At 46.6% G+C, this 19,957-nt stretch carries 18 protein-coding genes; 2 read left to right on the top strand and 16 right to left on the bottom strand.

All coding sequences use genetic code 11. The features are described from left to right. Window positions 1-129: 129 nt before the first annotated feature. From RSX24_RS09210 to RSX24_RS09185, 6 genes are all read right to left on the bottom strand, one after another. Window positions 130-1,716, bottom strand: coding sequence for a helix-turn-helix domain-containing protein (locus RSX24_RS09210; protein WP_236412679.1), 1,587 nt, complete (start codon window positions 1,714-1,716; stop codon window positions 130-132). Beyond that, window positions 1,713-3,470, bottom strand: a complete 1,758-nt coding sequence (locus RSX24_RS09205) for a cache domain-containing sensor histidine kinase (RefSeq protein ID WP_236412677.1) — start codon at window positions 3,468-3,470, stop codon at window positions 1,713-1,715. The genes RSX24_RS09210 and RSX24_RS09205 overlap by 4 nt, the downstream gene beginning before the upstream one ends. Window positions 3,471-3,494: 24 nt before the next feature. Next, a complete protein-coding gene (locus tag RSX24_RS09200; RefSeq protein WP_236412962.1) occupies window positions 3,495-4,349 on the bottom strand; it encodes a carbohydrate ABC transporter permease in 855 nt (284 codons plus the stop codon). A 39-nt stretch (window positions 4,350-4,388) separates the two neighbouring features. Further along, window positions 4,389-5,267: a carbohydrate ABC transporter permease gene (locus tag RSX24_RS09195; RefSeq protein WP_236412675.1), complete on the bottom strand. Its 879-nt coding sequence runs from the start codon at window positions 5,265-5,267 to the stop codon at window positions 4,389-4,391. Between the two features lie 208 nt (window positions 5,268-5,475). Next, on the bottom strand, window positions 5,476-6,789 hold the full coding sequence (locus tag RSX24_RS09190) for an extracellular solute-binding protein (protein WP_236412674.1): 1,314 nt from the start codon (window positions 6,787-6,789) through the stop codon (window positions 5,476-5,478). Between the two features lie 346 nt (window positions 6,790-7,135). Then, window positions 7,136-7,558 (bottom strand): hypothetical protein, encoded by a 423-nt coding sequence (locus RSX24_RS09185; RefSeq protein WP_236412672.1) that lies wholly within the window; start codon window positions 7,556-7,558, stop codon window positions 7,136-7,138. A 434-nt stretch (window positions 7,559-7,992) separates the two neighbouring features. Between RSX24_RS09185 and RSX24_RS09180 the strand changes: the two genes are divergently transcribed. Both RSX24_RS09180 and RSX24_RS09175 read left to right on the top strand, forming a co-directional pair. Further along, window positions 7,993-8,127 carry a hypothetical protein gene (locus tag RSX24_RS09180; protein ID WP_290371408.1) on the top strand — a complete coding sequence of 45 codons (135 nt, stop codon included), beginning with the start codon at window positions 7,993-7,995 and terminating at the stop codon, window positions 8,125-8,127. Window positions 8,128-8,307: 180 nt separating this feature from the next. Continuing rightward, complete coding sequence (locus RSX24_RS09175) at window positions 8,308-8,589, top strand: alpha/beta hydrolase family protein (RefSeq protein WP_236412670.1); 282 nt, start codon at window positions 8,308-8,310, stop codon at window positions 8,587-8,589. A 157-nt stretch (window positions 8,590-8,746) separates the two neighbouring features. On the opposite strand, the gene RSX24_RS09170 is transcribed toward RSX24_RS09175, so the two are convergent. The 10 genes from RSX24_RS09170 to RSX24_RS09115 all read right to left on the bottom strand — a co-directional run bounded on the left by RSX24_RS09170 (window position 8,747) and on the right by RSX24_RS09115 (window position 19,920). Further along, window positions 8,747-9,679 (bottom strand): glycoside hydrolase family 5 protein, encoded by a 933-nt coding sequence (locus tag RSX24_RS09170; protein ID WP_438286797.1) that lies wholly within the window; start codon window positions 9,677-9,679, stop codon window positions 8,747-8,749. Window positions 9,680-10,303: 624 nt separating this feature from the next. Further along, window positions 10,304-10,846: a DUF6609 family protein gene (locus RSX24_RS09165; protein WP_343260360.1), complete on the bottom strand. Its 543-nt coding sequence runs from the start codon at window positions 10,844-10,846 to the stop codon at window positions 10,304-10,306. Window positions 10,847-11,059: 213 nt separating this feature from the next. Further along, on the bottom strand, window positions 11,060-11,818 hold the full coding sequence (locus RSX24_RS09160; RefSeq protein WP_236412664.1) for an SDR family NAD(P)-dependent oxidoreductase: 759 nt from the start codon (window positions 11,816-11,818) through the stop codon (window positions 11,060-11,062). A gap of 67 nt (window positions 11,819-11,885) precedes the next feature. Beyond that, on the bottom strand, window positions 11,886-12,848 hold the full coding sequence (locus RSX24_RS09155) for a transketolase family protein (protein ID WP_236412960.1): 963 nt from the start codon (window positions 12,846-12,848) through the stop codon (window positions 11,886-11,888). Continuing rightward, window positions 12,848-13,681: a transketolase gene (locus RSX24_RS09150; protein WP_236412662.1), complete on the bottom strand. Its 834-nt coding sequence runs from the start codon at window positions 13,679-13,681 to the stop codon at window positions 12,848-12,850. Before RSX24_RS09150 ends, RSX24_RS09155 begins: the two co-directional genes overlap by 1 nt. 117 nt (window positions 13,682-13,798) lie before the next feature. Beyond that, complete coding sequence (locus RSX24_RS09145) at window positions 13,799-15,145, bottom strand: MFS transporter (protein WP_236412660.1); 1,347 nt, start codon at window positions 15,143-15,145, stop codon at window positions 13,799-13,801. A 275-nt stretch (window positions 15,146-15,420) separates the two neighbouring features. Then, entirely contained in the window at window positions 15,421-16,131 is a 711-nt protein-coding gene (locus RSX24_RS09140) for a FadR/GntR family transcriptional regulator (RefSeq protein WP_236412658.1), read from the bottom strand. A gap of 193 nt (window positions 16,132-16,324) precedes the next feature. Beyond that, window positions 16,325-17,611, bottom strand: a complete 1,287-nt coding sequence (locus RSX24_RS09135; RefSeq protein WP_438286796.1) for a carbohydrate-binding protein — start codon at window positions 17,609-17,611, stop codon at window positions 16,325-16,327. Window positions 17,612-18,042: 431 nt separating this feature from the next. Then, a complete protein-coding gene (locus RSX24_RS09120; RefSeq protein WP_343260359.1) occupies window positions 18,043-18,963 on the bottom strand; it encodes a carbohydrate ABC transporter permease in 921 nt (306 codons plus the stop codon). Between the two features lie 15 nt (window positions 18,964-18,978). Next, entirely contained in the window at window positions 18,979-19,920 is a 942-nt protein-coding gene (locus tag RSX24_RS09115) for an ABC transporter permease (RefSeq protein ID WP_236412959.1), read from the bottom strand. Window positions 19,921-19,957 lie beyond the last annotated feature (37 nt).

Raw genomic sequence — 19,957 nt, 5'->3', positions numbered from 1 at the left:
ATATTACAATAAAGAGCCGTGCAAATGTGCATGGCTCTTTATTGTCTTGCCTGTTTAACTTCCCCCTTGTTATCAATGCAGTTATACCTAGTCAGCTGTATGATATTCAATGTGGGCGTTAATCGTTGTCTATGATTTCCCCAAAGCCTTGAATGTGCATGACTCCTCTCGAAATTCGCTCGGGGTTTTGCCGGTATGTTTTTTGAACAGCCTGCTAAAGTATTTCACATCTTCATATCCAATGATCGCAGCCACTTCACTGACTTTTGCAGGAGAGACTGCCAACATCTCCATCGCCCGCCGGATACGCATATTCGTCACAAAATCCCCAAACGTGAGGCCTGTTTCTTTCTTAAACAATTCGCTAAGATGTCCCGGATGCAAATGGACCTGACCGGCCACCTGCTGCAGACTGATCTCCTGTGCAAATCCGGATTCAATGTAGGCAATGGCCTTTTGCACATGTGACGCCTGTCCTTGGCCCATTTCGCAATAATAGGTTTGCATCAGACCGTATAAATGCTGAAACAGCAAATCCCGGAGGTCCGCGGCATCTGCATCCGGTTCCGGCTGCCAAGGTTCATATCGCGCAGGTTCTTCTCTTCCTAATGCATGCATGGTACGAACAAGCCAGCGCTGTCCGGCGATGACCGCAGAATGCAAACAGGCATTGAACGATTCCGGCGTCACTTCCGGATCCATGATAAGCTCGCTTACAAGCTCTCGTGTCCATGCGGTCAGCATGACAGGATCATTATCGAGCAGAAGTGTCCCCAGAGCAGTTTCTTCTTCATGCGAAAGCAGTGTTTTCCCGCCTTTGCGATGACGTACATGTTCAATGCCCCATATTTTATCCTCCAACAACCCCAGAAACTGAAATGCCGTGGATGCGGTCATGTAACTTTCGTGGAGGCGTTCCTCACTAGAAACCGGATGTCCTATAGATGCACGCAGTTGACATTTCAGCAATGGTTCCATGTGATTGAACACCGCTCCCAATATGTTCTGCAGTTCCTGCTGCCTGTTCGCTGACTGTATAACGCCAATAACCTGTTTCTTATGAATATGTACGATTGCGCCAGGCAGCATATCCTCCAGCATGTTATGTACTGCAAACCTCAACAGCGCAGCCGAAGAATGACTCCATCCTTTGGCCTGAACAATGAATACCTGTTGATAGCCATGCCCCTCATTCAGAGAATCATCGGCGAATTCGACGGCTCCCCTCTTCAGGAATGCAGGGCAAGAACCCGAATCCACGTCACCATCAATAACCCATCGTTCAAACAAGTGCTGCCTGTTCTCCCGTATTAGTCGTCCTTCTTCGGATTTTTCAGCCCAACGATCCATAATTCTTTGTTTGGCTTGAAGAACCGTTTGAATGATTTCTTCCGGTTTGCTCGTTTTGAGCAGGTAGTCCTTCACTCCCTGGCGGATCGCTTGCTGGGCATAAGGGAAGTCATCATATCCGGACAAAATAATAACCTCCAACTCCGGCAGCAATCGCAGCCCTTCGTCGGCCAGTTCAAGCCCCGTCTTACCCGACATCCGGATATCGGTCATCAGAATGTGAGGGCGTTCTCCTGCCAACCGCGTTATCGCTTCTTCCGCTGAGGCTGCCGGTGTGAGAAGTTCTATCCCTAACTCGTGCCACGCAATTACGCTGGCAAGTCCGGTCCGAATAATTACTTCATCATCGACAATTAGTAGTCTCATGGTCTTTCCTCCAAAAAGGGTATGGAAAATGAGATCCGAGTTCCCCCGCCGATCCTGCTGTCCATTTCTAATTGAGCGTCAGGCCCGTAATGAAGCAGCAGTCGCTCATTCACATTGTGAATCCCGTATCCGCCAACGAACGGTTTCTCATCCGGCTGATTTTCCCTCAGCTGGTCCAGCTTCTCTTGATCCATGCCAACGCCATCGTCCAGCACGAGTACGTTCATTCGTTCCCTCCCTTGATCCTGCCGAATCATGACGGTAATTGTTCCCGTGCCAACCTTGGGCTGAATACCATGGATCATCGCGTTCTCGACGAGCGGCTGGAGCAGCAGCTTCAGCATCATCCTTTGCTCCAATGCGGGATCCACGATATACTGGACTGCAAATTTATCGGGAAAACGGATGGACTGCACACGTACATAATGCTGGATGTGCGCAATTTCCTGTCCTACAGGACAGTATTCTTTACCGTTGTTCAAACTGATCCGCAGGAAATCACTCAGACCTTCTACCATCTCTGCAATTCGAGTCTCTTTCGACATTAAGGCAATCCAGTGAATGGACGAAAGGGTGTTGTACAGAAAATGAGGATTGATTTGTGCCTGAAGCGCCCTGAGATCTGCTTCCTTTTTGCGGGCTTCACCACGTATAACTTCATTCTTCAAACTCTCGATATGCGCCCCAAGCAGATTATAGCTCTCTCCGAGTCTGCCAATTTCATCATCGGTTTCGGTTCCGAACAAAGGAAGTGGACGATGCGGGTCAATACGGGACAAGTGTCTGGTGAGCACACGCAGAGGCCTCGTCACTCGGCGGACGGTAAACCAGACAAGTCCTGCGCAAATGACAGCGGAAGCAACCACAGCGAGCGCCGTAAGAATCAGAATATAACCGTTTTCCGACTTGTATTGATCGTAGGGCACCGTTCCGGTCAACGTCCATCCCGTCAACGGTTGCGGGTAATAGAGGAGCGTGCGTTTATGTTCTCCGCTGCCATACGTTGTCGTGCCGCTCCCCTGCTGCCACATCGTTGTTTGCACATCTGGTTCAACCTGCTCCAGAGATTGCCCAAGTCGGGATTTATCCATGGAAGCCAGTATTTCTCCCGAACGCCCGATCAGCTCCAAGCGGCCTTCGCCTCTGCCAAGTCCCAGCGTAGCCCAGTCTTTGGATATAGCCTTTTCATCCAGACTGATTGCGAGCCACCCAAGATGACGATAGTCATGAATGCTGCGGATGGGACGTACCAGCGTGATCACATTTTGTATCCCTGCATAGTTGTGAACCGGATACACGCTGGTCCATGTTTTGTCTCCATCTCCACTTGGTATTGGCGGATAGGCAATCCCCGGCTCATACCAGGTTGCCGTCGTCAAGGAGGCATTGAACCGATCCGGATAAATCGCAATGTTCGCGATATACTTTTTGGAAGCTGCCAGATTGGTCATTCTGCCGACAATGTCCACGCGGTCCAGCTCGTGATCTTCATTTCGACTCAAGTACTGCTGAATATCCCGCTCCCCGATCAGAAAAATCGATAGATTCTCGGCGTCCTGCAGCATATAGCGGAGGTTGGCTTCCACTTGTTTTAATGTATCCATGCCGGATAGCTTCGTTTTCTGTTCGGTAATGCGGGACGAAATCAAAAACGCGAACAGACCTAGCGCCAGCAGCGGCACAATCATGGAAGCTGTTACGACCACCGAGAGTTTTCTCTGGAGCGAAGAAGTAAGCCAGCGTCCCAATGCCATTTCCTCCTCTGGATGCGATTTCGTTTATCCTTTGACCGCACCAGCCGTCATGCCCTTCATAACCTGTTCCTGAAAAACAAGATATAAAATAATGGTCGGAATCACCGATAAAGTCATGGCGGCCAGCGTTAATCCATAGTCCGTCTGATATCCATCTGCGAAGTTCGCAATCGCCAGCGGCAGCGTTTTCAAACCGGTTTTGTTGATGAACACGAGTGCAAACGAAAAATCATTCCAAGCATGCAAAAAGCTCAAAATCGTAACCGTGGACAAGGCAGGCACCGACATGGGCAGCATAATCCGGGCAAACAGTCCCCACAGCCCTGTTCCATCCATAAAAGCAGCTTCTTCGATGTCACGCGGCACACTTGTGAGGTAAGCTGTGAGCACAAAGATGGCTGTAGGCAATGCAAACGCCGTATAAGGCAGAATCAACGCCCAATATGTATTCAACAAGGACATCTGCTTCATTAGAATAAACAAAGGAACCAGCGTACTATGAATGGGAATCAGCATACCCACAACGAAAAAAGTCATGACCAGTCCCTTCCAACGGAACTGGAACCGCGCCAATATGAAAGAAGCAAGCGCAGCAATAAACAGCGTCAATACCAGCGATCCCAACGATACAATCAAGGAGTTGCCAAATGCCGTTCCCAGTTTCGAGCTTTCCCACGCATGGCTGAAATTGGCCGCGTTCCATTGGGCCGGCAGCCCAAAAGGTCTGCTGTAGAAATCTTCATTCGTTTTAAACGCACTAATGACGAGCCAGTAAAACGGATACAATGTTAAAATACCATACACCGTTAGCAGCGTCCAAATGATTCCACTCCGCAGACGACGAACCGGATGACCTGAAGCTCTTCCTGAGGATGGCATCGTTACAGGTGTTGTACTCATTGAATTCACTCCTCTCCCTCAGTTCTCTTTCCGTTTGCGACTGGTCACCCACTGGCTTGTTCCGATTAGCAGCAAGGAGATCAGCACGATGGTTGTTGAGATGGCACTGCCGAAACCGTAGCGGTATGTCGTAAAGGTTGAATTATACATATAGGTAGCGAGCAGCTCTGTAGCATGTGCCGGCCCCCCCTTGGTCATGATGTACACCAGATCGAAGGATTTCAGACTGCCCGAAATGCACAAGATGATCGCGACCTGTACGGTTCCCCAAATCATGGGCAGAGAAATGGACACCACCTTGCGGATTCCTGATGCTCCGTCCATCTTGGCCGCGTCATGAATCTCACCGGGAATGTTTTGCAGCGCAGAGATGAAAATAATCAGGTACAAACCAACAAAGCTCCAGAGCAGCGGCGGTACAAGAGAAAAGATAGCCATCTTATCATCAGAGAGCCATTGCAGTTTCCAGCTTTCCAGCCCCAAGGCGTCCAACAGAAAGTTCAAAATCCCAATCTGTGGATGATAGATATACTGCCAGATCATGCCGATCACGACGGTAGATAACACCATGGGCAGAAATACGGCAGAACGCAGGAAGCGCTGCAGCGGATTGCTTTTATGCAGCAATACTGCCAGCATCAGCGCTAACGGAATCTGTCCAAAAACGGACGCCAGGACAAAAATCACGTTGTTTTTCAGCGCCCGCCAGAATATGGGATCATGCCAGATCTCCACGTAGTTGTCCAGACCGATGTAGCTGGACTCCCCGATTCCGGACCAGTTAAAGAAACCATAATAGGCTGACCAAACAACGGGGACAAATACGAACAACGCATATATGATCATTGCCGGAGCAAGCCCCAGCAGGATAAAACGCCGATTGCTTAATGCGTTCATTTATTCACTTCCCTTCGTTAATCGCTTTCTACCGACTGCAAAAACATTCACACCAGGCCACTGCGAGTGTAGTACATTTCACCTTTGAAATGAGAGATTCAGACGTAAACCCCCTCCCCTGAGGGGAAGGGGGCGATGGCTGCTCAACAATCATTATTGTGCAGTACTTGCATCGTTTTGCGTCTCACCAATACTCGGATCAGACTTCTTAGTTGCCAATAGCATTGGCTTGTGCAGCCTGAATTTTGGCCGCGATCTCTTCGGCTTTGCCGCCCATCAACAGTTCCTGCAGTCCGTTATTAATAACTTCTACCGTTGCAGACCCCAGCTTGGAATCGTAGACCGGGTTAATCTTCACTTCCTGCATTAAATCATACAGTTCCACGAACAAAGGATGTGCCTTGGATTTATCCAGATCAATGTTGTAGCTGACGAGCGTGCTGCTGTCCAGCGTAGCCTTCTGACCGTCCGGACCAGCCAGTGCGTAGAACAGCTCCATGGCGGCTTCTTTTTGGGCACCGCTCAGCTTCTTGCTTACACCCAGGCCGGTACCTACCACGCCAGAGGTTGTTCTTGCCTCCCCTTGGCCACCGTCCACGGGTGGAAGAATAGTAATATGCGTATTGTCCAATACCTCTGCAGGAGCGTTGTTCACCAGATTTGCCAAAGCCCATCCACCATTCATGACCATGGCTGCTTTCCCCTGAAAGTACAGCTGCATCATCTGTGTCTCGTCTATACTGTTAAAACCATCCTGGAAAGCTTTGTTGTTGCCAAGCTCCTGCATCTTATTTAGCGCTTCGATAAATTGCGGATCCGTAAAACTCGCTCCATCCTGGGCGACTGCCTTCAGAAACCAATCCGTGCCTGTAATCCGGTCAGCGAGTGTACTGAAGATCGTGGATTGTGCAACCCAGTTAGCCTTGTTCCCAAGCGCCATCGGAATTACCTTGTTCTCGTTAAATGTTGCAATAGCTTGCTCCAGCTCGGCCCAAGTCTCAGGAACTTTGACGTTATACTTTTTAAATAGTGCCTCGTTGTAATAAATGAATGAGCTTGGCGCCAGATTCATCGGCACGGAGTAGATCTTCCCGTCAACCGTGTAACCATCCAGTGCGTTCGGGATAAAATTGTCCCTCCACTCTGGCTTCGCGTCCAGCTCCGCATTAATCGGCTGCAGCAGATCGCCTTTTACAAATTCTTTCGTCATTGCATCAGGCCACATGACAAACAAGTCCGGCATTTCATTGGCAGCGGCCACCGTGCGGAGCCTTGTTCTGAGACCATCTGTAGGCAGGCCCTCATCGACCACTTCAATTTCTGGATGGGCCACGCGGAAATCCTCAATGATCTTGCGCATCGCTACCGCTTTTGCATCCTGTCCGGTCCAATTATGCCAGAGCGTAACCGTAACTTTATTGTTGCTGTCCGTTCCTTCCGACTGATCACTGCCACTGCAGGCGGCGAGTATCATTGAAAATAAGGCAATAGCCATACATCCCGAAAGCCATCTTTTTAACATTCCTTAATCCCCCTCGGCATTTTGAATACATTTATTGTAAATGATAACGCTATCATATCGTAAGGTGACGATCCACGGATGCAGGGGTGAAAAATATCGGATGCATGCTTACCAAGCGTTTCAATTAAAAAAGTCGCTAACTTAGCGACTTGGTAGGGTATTATTTACGATAATATGAAAGTGTAGCTGCTATCTCATAAGCCGCATTGACATCTTTTCCACCTATATCACAATGTGGTCCGCAAACCAAAGCAACATTCGTAACAGGTATGCTCAAATCAAATTCATCCAAAATTGTGAAGGTGTATATGTTATTTGCGGTTTATATAGCTTCATCTTCCAGAATTCAAACAATAGTTGCACAGTATCCTGTTTGCTTCCCTTTTTCAACGGCCTTGATATAACCATCAAAGTAATAAGGGATGTCATCTTCTTTTCCATTCTGAATTCTGCCTCTAACTTTATCGAATGCAAATATTGAAATTGAAAATTCAGGCTCACCTGTAACTAAAACGGGCTGCTCTCTTTCTTGTATCCAATAATACTTTCCACCGTAATTCCTTCTTGCCACTTCGAAAATGTAACTTCCAACCATCGAAGAAACAGAATCCAACGTATCATGATCCAATTCATACTCACATAATTCGTCAAGAATAACGTCTACTTCACGTAGACTGAGTACGCTAAAATCAAAGTTCCCTTTATCCGAGAAATTGTTTTTGAAGCTTTCTGCCGTTGAAATAATGTCTTGTTCTAATCTACTTTGCATAAATCTAACCTCCGCTCATACACCATTGCAAATTGAACTTACCTATATTGCCGGCATATCCCAATATATTATTTTCGCTTGTTCGTCCCCTAATCTATTCTCCAAACATTTCCGTTATCCTACCCGTTAGCTTGACTGAGATTTCAAGCAGACATTGTTTATATACATATTCTATCGGTAATTGGTACAGATAGTTTCATCTACAGAAGTACTGCCGCTCTCTTGAGATTCCGCATACCAATCGCCTACCAGTTTATAGAGATATTCCTTGAGAACATCTTCCTTTTTCTTCATAATTCCTGTAAAAAAAACGCGGCTTACCTGTCAATGATACATTTGTAACACCATAAAAGATACGTCTGTTGCATGAAGCTTGAAAAATGGATGCTTTATCAACTGCCTGGCACGAACAAAATGGAACGGAGATTAAGCAAATGACACTTATACAAAAACGCATCGTCATTCTGATTGTAGTGATGATCGTAGCTGCCATTTTGGGCTGGCTTGCGATGCGGGCATTTTTGAATCTTATGCTCGGCGGTGCACTTTTCGGTGGTAACTTCCTATGAAAAATAAAGAAAAAGCAGGAAAAAAGTATTGTGGGGATTTATTTATGTAGGTGCTTTCATTGTTGCATTTGTGGCTTCTGCAATTATCAAAATGACTTATAGCCCACTGTCAGGAGAAATGCAGGTGAATTGGAATGATTCCGTAGGTCGTGTTTATACGGATACTGGACTACCTACGGTTTGGATCAGAATCCAGAGGCAGGCTTATTCAGCATTATGTCTGGTAACCCTATTACCACAGATATGATAGGAACGGCAAGCTATGATGAAGCCATCAAAGATATTTCACCGTATATGTGGATTGATGAAAATGCTGTACCAACGCTGGCTGCCTATGGAAAATACGATAAGGTAGCTCCTTTTGGAACAGTTAAATATTTGATTAACGCATTGGAGAAAAACAACGTTCCCCATGATTACATTGAGTTTCCCCATTCCGGACACGGCCTGCAAAATATATAGAAAAGATGAATGAGTATCTGGAACGGTATATGGGAAGTGAATTCAAAGAATTTCGTTTTTAATATCTGCAAAAGAAACCGTTAAAAGCAAGGCATGACGTATAAAGTAACGTCATGGCCTTGCTGCATATGATCTATATAGGTTGGAGACTGGTTTCTTAAAAGATCCCTGCTTTTTCAGAGGTATTCTTGATGCCATACGTATCATTCACTACAGTGTTACCAAAACTGGTTAAACTTCCGTTAGGACCAGTAGCCATGTCCAGATATTGTAGACCTGAACCGTTTCCATACCAAGACCAGGCGAGCCATCCCACCCCTTTTTCATAACCATACTTCATGATGGCATATTCATCGACATCGCCGTTAGTGTGGTAGCCACCAAACTCTCCTATAATCAATGCCAAACCTTTGTTCAGCACGCTTTCCATATTGGATTTGACCGTTGCTGCATCTTTACCTGCATATTCGTACATGTGAATAGAAAACACCGTATTCTTCTGTGAGTCCGCAGCAAACACGCTTTGGCCGTAGTCTACAATGGATTGCGGATATTGTCCCCAGCCTGCTGCATCAACAATAAGTGTATTTTTAATCCCGGCATTTCTCAGTTTAGGAATTGCTTTTTTATAACCGTCAGCCCAAGAACTTCCGTTCCAAGTGCCATACCACTCATTTGCGATATTAACGATAACCCGGTCTTCCTTGCCAATCAGAGCTTCCTTGATACTGATCCAGTAGTTTACTGCAGCGTCTAACGAATTATAGTCATCCTTGCCTGTTGCATCATGCACTTCAAGAACAGCTATCATTTTGTTAGCGTTTACAACATTGATAATGTTTTTAACAGAATTAAGATCGTCTTTTGTATACTGTGTTCCGTTGGATAAAACAATACGCACCGTATTCGCACCTGTTTTTGCAATGGCAGGAATGGCCGTGTTCAGATCATCCTTAAACCAGGAATGCCCATGGTTAATCCCGCGCATGTAGAACGCCTTGCCTGTAGAGTCGTACAACTTGCCGTCACTTACATAAAAACCACTGGCTGCAGATGCTTTGGGCGCTGCACTTCCCAATATTACAAACATGAGGGAAGCAATTACTGTAAAGATTGTGCACTTTTGCAACTTAACCATTCGTTAGAACCTCCTAGTTTTTTTTATTTCAATTAACTTGCGTCAAAACAACAAGTTAATTAAAACCAACATATAAGTTATACAGAAGTGTATTTCCGCTTAAATAAATGAATATAATTACCTAATCGATTAAGTAATTTATTTTATGTTATTATGAAAACGCTTACCGGTCAATCTTTTTCTTCTTTTTATAAAATACAAATTAAATATTCCCTTTCTTATAGTTAACTGTTTGCACCTCGCCCCTCTTTGATTTAAGCAGAAGAGGCCTGTGGCAATCGGTACAAGTTCTTGTCCTTGGCTCCGGAGACGAACTTGTACAGATAACATAAAAAAGCCGCTAAAATAGCGACTTCAATGGGAAGATGTTCTTGCCCCTCAACATTAGGACATTCGCATTTACTAAGCATGGTTCTTTAATATTCAGATAATAGTACTCAGCAATGCTGACCTCCGTTCTTTCGAATGAAAGGGACCTAGAAAGCGAAGCTCTTGTAATTTTGGAGCAAAGCACTCCTTAATGAACTCACTTTATAGTTAGGCTTTAATTATGCTCCCAGAGATTTGTGCTCCACACTAACCGAAGGCTTGGTAAAACAATAGATATAGTCCAACTCCTAGTTTGGTAGCTCCATCAAGAATTCCGAAATAAAGGAAGGGTACGGGCTGAAGCAGCATCCCAACTATAGCAATTACTGTACAAACCGTTCCAAGGATAATCATGGACTTTCCGTGAACGTAATAAAATATAAAGAAATGAATCCCCGTTGCAAGAAGTGCCCCGAGCCAGATCATCCGCCAATCCAGGCTTGGAAAAAACGGACCTGCGATCAAAAATATGAGAATAAAAAGAGCGATCACCCCAATATTCCCCACCCGATCCTGAAAAGATGCGCTTGGCCCCTGAGATAATCTTCGATGGACACTCGAATTTAAAAATGAAATATAGAAACCAATAAAGTATCCGGTCATAAAAATGAAAGGATTTAAATAGTATTCTCCTCCAAATAACGTTGATACAATGATGACGGTTCCGATGATGGTCAGCCACAAACCACAGACTCGTTTCTGGTTAAATTGCAATGGAACTTCACGATCATATCCTAGTTTTTGAAGCATACCCGCCTCCTGGAAAAGATATAGTGGAGCTGTTTGGAGCATAGGCTCAATTCAAGTTATTCTGCGTGGGTGCTCAACGTTCCTGCCAGTTCCTTGAACAAAAGCAGCCGACCACATCGATCGGCTGCTTTTTTGCTTTTACTGTGCTATTGTTTCCCCTACGTTAAACTTCCTTAAACCATCTTAAAACCTTGTATATCATAAGCCAGTCTTTCAATCCATATGCGAGCCACCGTTAATATCGATTTCCTCTCCTGTAATATAGGACGCCTGACTTGAGGCCAGGAAAGCGATGGCCGACGCAATTTCTTCGGTTTCTCCCGGACGTCCCATTGGAATGCTTGCGATGACTTCTTTCGCCGTATCCTCATCAAGCGATTTCCAAATGTCGGTATTCACAAGCCCTGGTGCGATGCAGTTCACCGTAATGCCGTTCGCAGCCACCTCGCGGGCGAGGTTTTTAGAGAATCCAAGCACCGCTGCCTTCGAAGCCGAGTAATGGGCCCCACCGAAGACGCCGCCACCACGTTTCGCGGATACGGACGACAAGCTGATGATCCGGCCATATCCCTGTTTTTTCATCTGCCCCAGCACCGCCTGGGTGCACAGGAACAAACCGAACATGTTTACGTTGAATACGCGTGTGATGTCTTCCAGCGTCATTTCTTCAACGGTTGTTTTTTGGGAAATTCCCGCATTGTTCACTAGAATGTCAATTCTACCGAAATGCCGGATTACTTGCTCCACCATGGCCCGGTTCGATTCCTCGCTGGTTACATTCAGTTCGATGCCGATGGCTTCCCCGCCTTGGGCACGGATTGCGTCCACCGTCTCCTGAATTCCTTCTTGATTGATATCCGCGATGACCAGCTTCGCGCCTTGCTTGGCCAATGTCAAAGCGATCGTGCGACCGATTCCCCGTTTTGAACCGCTTCCTGTGACGATTGCTACTCTGTTATTCAATTCAAACATGAAACTAACACTCCTTTTAATTTTATGATTCAAACCCGCTGGGTTCGATGGATCCGGCATGGGTCGCTTAACGGTTGTTTTTCACCAGGGATTGCGCCGTATGCACAATGTTCTCCACCGTAATCCCGTTCATTTCAAGAAGCTTCTCATAAGGAGCAGACTCCCCAAACTTATCCTGTACACCGATTCTGCGGACGATGGCGCCTCCTTCCTCGGCGACCACTTCGCTCACGGCGCTGCCTAGCCCGTTTAGAATGTTGTGGTCTTCCACCGTAATAATCCGTCCGGTACGCAAGCAGTCCACCACGGCTTCGCGATCAAGCGGTTTAATTGTATGCATGTCAAGCAATTTTACGGACACGCCGGATTGTTCGAGAATTTCCGATGCTTCCAAAGCCAAATGGACCGTATCGCCGTTTGCAATGATGGCGATATCATTTCCGTCTTTCAGTCTTTTTGCTTTTCCGATCTCGAATTCATCGTCCTCGCCGTAGATGACCGGAATGGTATCACGCGTAAAACGGAGGTAAACCGGTCCATAGTGTTCCGCGGCCTTAGCAACCAACTTGCGGGTGGAAGCATAGTCCGCGCCCATAATAACCGTCATGTTCGGTATGGTGCGAAGGACGCCCATGTCCTCAATCGCTTGATGGCTTCCTCCGTCGTTGGCTGGGGTCAAACCGCCATGGGAGCAGGCGATTTTTACATTCAAGTGTGGATAGCATACCTCTTGTCGAATCTGTTCCGCCATGCGCAGCGAACCAAACACCGCATACGTACTAATAAAAGGAATTTTTCCGGTGGTCGCCAGCCCGGCTGCAAGGCCTGCCGCATTTTGCTCGGCAATCCCAACGTTAATATGCTGATTCGGAAGTTGGTTGGCAAACTCCGTCGTTTTGCACGATTTGCCGATGTCGATGTCCACAACGTAAATATTTTTGTTTTGTTTGCCAAGTTCCAAAATTTCATGTCCAAATGCGTCACGAGTCGCAATTTTCTTAACGGTTGCTTCACTTTTTGGTGTACTCATCATTTTAGCCCTCCCGCAAGTTCTTCCATGGCTTGCTTATACTCGGCTTCCTTCGGGGCGGCGCCATGCCAGCCGCATACGTCCTCCATGAACGAAACGCCTCTTCCTTTGACCGTGTTGCAGACGATGCAAATCGGTTTCCCATGCTTGAGATCCCTTATTTCGTCCAACGTATCTACGATCAGTCCCATGTCATGTCCGTCGATTCTTCTCGTATCGAAACCAAATGCTTTAAATTTTTGCTCCAGGTCCAAATTCGGCATAATCTCGTCGCAAGTTCCGTCGATTTGAAGATTGTTGTCGTCCACAAAAACGATCAGGTTATCCAACTGATATTTGTTCGCCGTTTGCGCCGCTTCCCAGATCTGCCCTTCCTGACACTCCCCGTCGCCGAGCATCGCGAACACCCGGTATGATTTGCCGTCCCTTTTGCCCGCGATCGCCATGCCTACCGCGCAGGAGAGGCCTTGACCTAAAGAACCTGTCGAAATATCAATTCCTGGACATTTTTTCATATCGGGATGTCCCTGGAACGGCGATCCATACTTACGAAGCGTATGCACGTTTTCGAAGGGAACGAACCCTCGATGAAGCAAGGCAGCATACTGGATTGGACACACATGCCCTTTCGATAATACAAAACGATCACGGTCCTCCCATTTCGGATTCAGTGGGTCAATATTCATTTCGTTGAAATACAGCGCGGTTACGATATCCGCAGCAGACAACGATCCGCCCGGATGCCCGGATTGAGCCTCGTAAATCATCGTAAGTGCAGTTTGTCTCAGTTCGATTGCTTTTTGTTTAAGCTCGTCGACCTTAAATTTTGTCATTGTGCTCACCTCATTTTATGATTATATACCGATTTGTCATGTTGTCTACTTGTATCCTAAGTTATTGTAAAAAAAACGAGTATTTAGATCCTTTCTTATACTCATTTTTTAAAAACATTAGCCGACCTTACTCGAGCTTGCACGATCCAACGATGTTCCTGAATGGATTTTATGGCTTTTGCCCGTTTGCTTCACCAAGAAGATGATAATTGCAGCGCTTACAATCATGCTGATTCCCAGCACAGTCAAACCGAGATTATGACTGCCTGTCATGTCATTCACAAATCCAACGAAGTATGGCCCGAAAAACCCGCCAAGGTTTCCGATACTGTTGATCAAAGCGATCGCTCCGCCAGCGGCTGCTCCCGTTAGGAAAGATGGCGGGATTGCCCAGAACGGAGAGTATGCGCCGAATGCTCCGCAAAGGCTAACCGTTAGAAGTGCAAACGAACCGACTAGGCTGAATTCCGACACGTACAAGCTGGCTATCATTGCAATGGCACTTATCGTCAGGCAGCCGGCAACGTGAAACTTTCGCTCATTCTTTTTGTCCGAGCTTTTTCCCACCAAATACATGACAACCATGGCACAAAGATACATGCAGCCTAGCAACCAGCCGATGCTTTGCAGACTCCATCCGGTCGTTTCGGTTAGTCCTCTTGAAATGGTTGGCAGGAACATATTAATGCCGTAATATCCGAACATCCAGAAGAAGTAGCCGATCGCCAAAACAAGAACATCTTTGTCCCGCAACACTTCAAGAAACGTCGGTTTTTTCACTTTTTGCTTCTCCAGCGCCTCTTTGCGGGTCACATCCAGCAGCCAAGTTTTCTCATCACCGGTCAGCCACTTGGCGTCTTCAATGCGATCCGTCAGGTAGTAATAACAAATGATGCCCAGAATCACTGCCGGAACCGCTTCCAAAATAAATAGCCACTGCCAACCGGAAAGTCCAAACCATTCAATCTGCAAAAGAAACGTCGATAACGGGGAACCGATTGCGTTTGCGGCCGGAATGGCGATCATGAAACCGGCAATGGCTTTCGCGTGATGTTTGGATTGATAGAATCCACTAAGATAATGAACCATACACGGATAAAAGCTGGCTTCAGCAACGCCGAGCAAGAAGCGAACGATATAAAACTGGATCGGGGTCTGAATGAACGCCATGACGACCGCCATGATTCCCCATGTAATCATGATCCGGCTGATCCAGCGCCTTGCACCAATCTTGGACATCATCGCGCTGCCTGGAACCTCCAACAAGAAGTACCCCAGAAAGAAAATTCCTGCACCGAAACCGTACACCGCCTCGGAAAAACCGAGTTCTTCATTCATTCGCAAGGCAGCAAAGCCGATGTTTACCCGGTCCAGAATCGAAATTGCGAAACATAAAAACAAAAAAGGGATCAATCGCATCGTTACTTTACGAACTGTAGATTTCTCAAGCTGAAGTAGATCCATAAGAAAATCCTCCCATTAATTAATACGAATCCATTTTTGATTTAAACGCTTACAATTTGGTTCGAAAATGGATACCATATCTTCCATTGCAGAGTTTCCAATAGTTAATTTGCTTCACCTCCAATTGATTTGTAATCTTGTAAACTTGTATCCTAAGTTAACTTGTCTAGAATATAACAAGTTCATTTTTAATTGTCAATAACTGATTATAAAATTTTTAAAGAATAAGCATAACAAAAATCCCTATGCCTTTACCTTATGCATAGGGATTTTTGTTAATCTTTCCAATAACGATCATAAAGATTTTGCATATGCTCCGTCATCAGCCTGGCAGCGGTATCCTCTTCTTTTTGCTCAATAGCATTAATGATTTCCTGGTGCTCTTTAAAATTAGTGTCTCTATAGTCCGGACGGGTTACTGTCCGATCCCGAATAAATCTCCACATTTCCTGCTGTTTCATTGCTTGGGTAATCACAGTCATAAACTGAATATATAGATCATTGTGCGAAGCTCGAGCAATTTCCATATGCAATCGTTCATCGGTTTCAGGCACATAGTGTCCTTTCGAAGTTTCGGACTCCATCTGTTTGATCGTTTCTCGAAGAAGAAGGATTTCTTCTTTGGTAGCCCTTTGAGCCGCCATTCTGGCAATGAGCGGTTCAATGCTCATTCTCGCTTCGACAATGTCCTCTGGAGACACCGAGTTTATTAACGATTCGTCGGTAAGCGACTCATCCTGTGCGACAATGCTTTTGACGTAGACACCTTCACCTTGTCTGGAATAAATGTACCCTTTCATCTCCAATGCACTCAGTGCTTGTCTTATAGGAGCACGGCTTACTCCAAATTGCGCACACAATTCACGTTCCGTTGGAAGCTTGTCTCCGATTTGAAACGTACCGGATTGTATCTCGGAAAGAATCTGATCATAAATCTGAATGTACAGTTTGTTGCTGGATACGCGATTGAATTGTATTGTAATCATCTCCCTCTTTCAGCTCTACTTGCATCATATCCATAAATATTATATAAATTAGAGTCTTGTTAGACAACATAATGTAAGACAAATGTGCAGAATAACATATCGTATCGTGAAGCCCTGAGTACTCGCTATACCATAAAAGCCAAACAAGCTGCCTGTAGGCAGCTTGTTCAAGTGCATTCACTCCATATGATTATTAAGGCTGAATGACAAATGTCGTTACGCTCTGGGCTGGAAGGTTTGCCGTAAATCCATTGCCGGATATCTGGAGTGAGGAGCCTGCCGCCAGATTGCGCGTGCTATCCGTGATCCAGGAGGATACGGCGGATCCCTTTACATTTTTCACCTTGAATCGCTGATTCACGTCCGATGTATTTTTGTTAATAGCGACAATGACGATCTTGTTGTTGTCTCCCTTGTACGCCGAGACATACACGCCGTTCGCCGGATTTTTGGTTGCATCTACCCTGACGTCTCCAGGACGGATGAATTTGGAGTAATGAGCCATACTGTAGCCGCGTTTGCTAATGGTTCCGTCTTCCTTGATCGGACCATAATGTCTGCGAATGTACCACCATACATAAGCCTGGAAGTTCCCTTCAACCATGGCGTTATACATGTGCTCCGCAACACCCAGCGCCTCCGGCCAGCGATCTGCCGAGTCGGTTTCGCTGTTTGGATAGTAGACTTCGGTCATCCATAGCTCCTTGCCTGCACCCTTTTGCTCGTACAATGGATATGGAAAATCACTGTATTGTGTGCCATACGTATGTGCTCCGAGAATATCGAGATTGGCGAGCGCTTGTGGATCATTTAAAATCGGATCCGACATTTGTTTCACATAGGAGAAGGACTCCGGCGCAATGACCCTGTTGTTGATCGAGCCTGCATTTTCTTTCATGAATCGCAGCATCTCCTCCGGAGACCACCAGGTCCAGTCATGGGCGTAATCCGGCTCGTTCTGGACGGAAATGGCATACAGGTTCACGCCGTTATTTTTCATAAACGTATCGAACTCATTCAAATACTGTGCGTAGGCATCATACTTGTCGTATTTGAGCCGTTTGGCCTGTGTGTCCTGAACATAAGCCGTCACATTGATATTGTCGATGTTCGGTCCTCCTGTTCCCGTGGACACCAGCTTTAAGGTACTCGTTCCATTGACCATCGGAACCTGAATCGATTTTTCCTTCCACGTATCCCCGCTGCCCGTGGCTTCAAAAGGAACATTGCTAAGTTCTAATGTACCGTTCACATATACATCCAGATTACTCGTCCCTGACGGAAGCGAATAACGGATCTTTACGTTTTTGGTGCCTGTGCTGCCAATCAGGATCGTATTCCACAGAACAGCCGAGCCGCTCGCATTTTGAAAATGAACATATCCCGTTCCCATATAACCTGAAAATGAATTCGCTACCGCTGCCCCGGTCAACGTTGTCGTTGACTCGGCTTCATACGTCGAACCGTTGCCCGAAGTCATGCCAAGCGTGAAGGTTTCCGTCATGTCACTCGGCGGATTCCATGGAGAGGCGAATACAATCGCCCCGTGTTCAATCGCTTTTTTGGCCGTTTCCACTTCCCGCTGCCAATTGTTTTTGTTTTCGTCGATCGGGATACGCAGCACAGAGAAGCCCAGCTGATTCGCACCATTGCCAAAAGCCGTTTCTCTTTCTGCTGCGGTCAGATCACCAATCCAGCCCGAATGTGTCATTCCGCCAAAACCACGAATAACCTGTTTTTGCGAAGAGACATTAATGACGACATCGTTAGCTGCCATCACTTTGGAAGCCGCGGGCACAAAAAACAAGGGCAAAGCTGTCGCCACAGCCAGTACGGTACAGAACGATTTTTTCATGAAAGTATTCACGCATTCTCATCTCCCGACGTTCATGATTTGTACGAATTCAATGCTTACCCCTTCACACCTCCAATCGTCATCCCCTGTACGAAGTATTTCTGGAGGAACGGGTACACCATCAGAATCGGAACACTGGCTATGATGGTCATGGTGGCCCGAATGGAAGTCGGCGTAACAGCAACCCCGCTGTTCTCGGCCGACTGGTATGCATCACTTGCCGATGAGGTTGCCGCAGTCGTCGATGTCTGCAAAATCTTCATTAATTCATATTGCAGGGTGCTGAGTTCCTTGTTGGATGAATTGTACAGAAATACGTCGAACCAGGAATTCCACTGACCTACAGCCACAAAGAGTGATACCGTTGCCATTGCCGGAATGGTTAAGGGAAGGACAACACGGATGAATGTCGTAAACTCCCCTGCCCCGTCAATGCGGGCTGACTCGAGAATGCCCTCAGGCAACCCTTCGATAAACGAGCGGATCACGATCATGTTGAACACTCCAATCACCCCGGGAATGATATAGACCCAGAAGGAGCCAATCAGCCCGAGATCACGAATCAACAGATACCCTGGAATCAGCCCTCCGCTGAAGTACATCGTAAATACAAAGAACATGGTCACAAACTTGCGAAGCACAAATTCCTGCCGACTGAGCGTATAGGCAAGCATGGCGGTACAGAAAACGGACACGGTCGTCCCGATGATCGTACGAAGCGCCGAGATCAGCGTGGCATGGTAGATGTCGGATTCCCCAAAGATATATTTGTAATTATCCAGTGTCCACACACGGGGCCACAGATAGATCCCCCCGCGAATGGCGTCGTTGGCGTCATTGAGGGAAACGGCTATCATATTGAGAAAAGGGTAGATCGTGACAATCATCAAACAGACCATAAATATGATATTAAATACATCAAACGCCCGGTCCCCGGCGCTGCTGTTCCGCAAGCGGGATGATTTTGCTTTTGGCATGACCTAGGCCTCCTCTTAGAATAATCTGCTTTCTCCCATTTTTTTCGCAATGTAGTTGGCGGTGAAGAGGAAGATGAAGCTGACCACGGTCTTGAAAATACCTGCCGCTGTACCCAAGGAGAAGTTCCCCATTCCGAGACCATACTTCAGTACAAAGATATCCAGGTTTTCTGAATAATCCATATTCATTCCGTTGCCCAGCAAGTATTGAGGTTCAAATCCGGATTCCAGGATGCTGCCCATATTCATAATGAGCAAAATAACGATAACTGGCTTCAAGCCTGGCAGCGTAATATACAGCATGCGTTTGAAACGGCTGGCTCCGTCAATCTCCGCAGCCTCATACTGGGCAGGATCAATCGCCGTGATTGCCGCCAGATAGATGATGGTGTTCCAGCCAACGTCTTTCCACACCTCGGTAGCGCCCAGTATGCCCCAGAAATACTCCCCTTTCCCCATCCACAACACCGGACTGTCGATCAGGTGAAGCTTCATGAGCAGCAGATTGATAATGCCGTCTGGTGACAATACGGTCAGGACGATGCTCGAAGCGACAACCCAGGAAATAAAGTGAGGCAGATAGCTGACCGTTTGCACAAAACGTTTAAAAATGATATTCTTCAGCTCATTTAACAAAAGCGCCAGTGTAATTGCGGTAACAAACCCAAGCACCAGTTTGATCGAACTCATGACAAGCGTATTTCGCAGCACCCGATAGAAGGTATGATCCTCAAAGAGGGTCTGAAAATGTTTCCATCCCACCCACTGCTGATCCGCAAAGGCTCTGGCCGGCTTGAAGTTCTGGAAAGCCATCGTCCAGCCCCATAATGGCAAATACTTGAAGACAAACGCCCAGACGACAAAAGGAATACACATCCAGGCCAGCGTTCGTTGCTGCACAAGTCGTTTCCAAAAAGAGGTTGCTATGGTTCCCTTCGGGCCGGAAGCCGGCGGCATAGCTTGAAGAGATGCATTCGGTTTCTCCACGATGCAG

The organism is Paenibacillus hubeiensis, assembly GCF_032334105.1.
GTDB lineage: Bacteria > Bacillota > Bacilli > Paenibacillales > Paenibacillaceae > Paenibacillus > Paenibacillus hubeiensis.
This window is presented reverse-complemented; position numbering and strand designations above follow the sequence as displayed.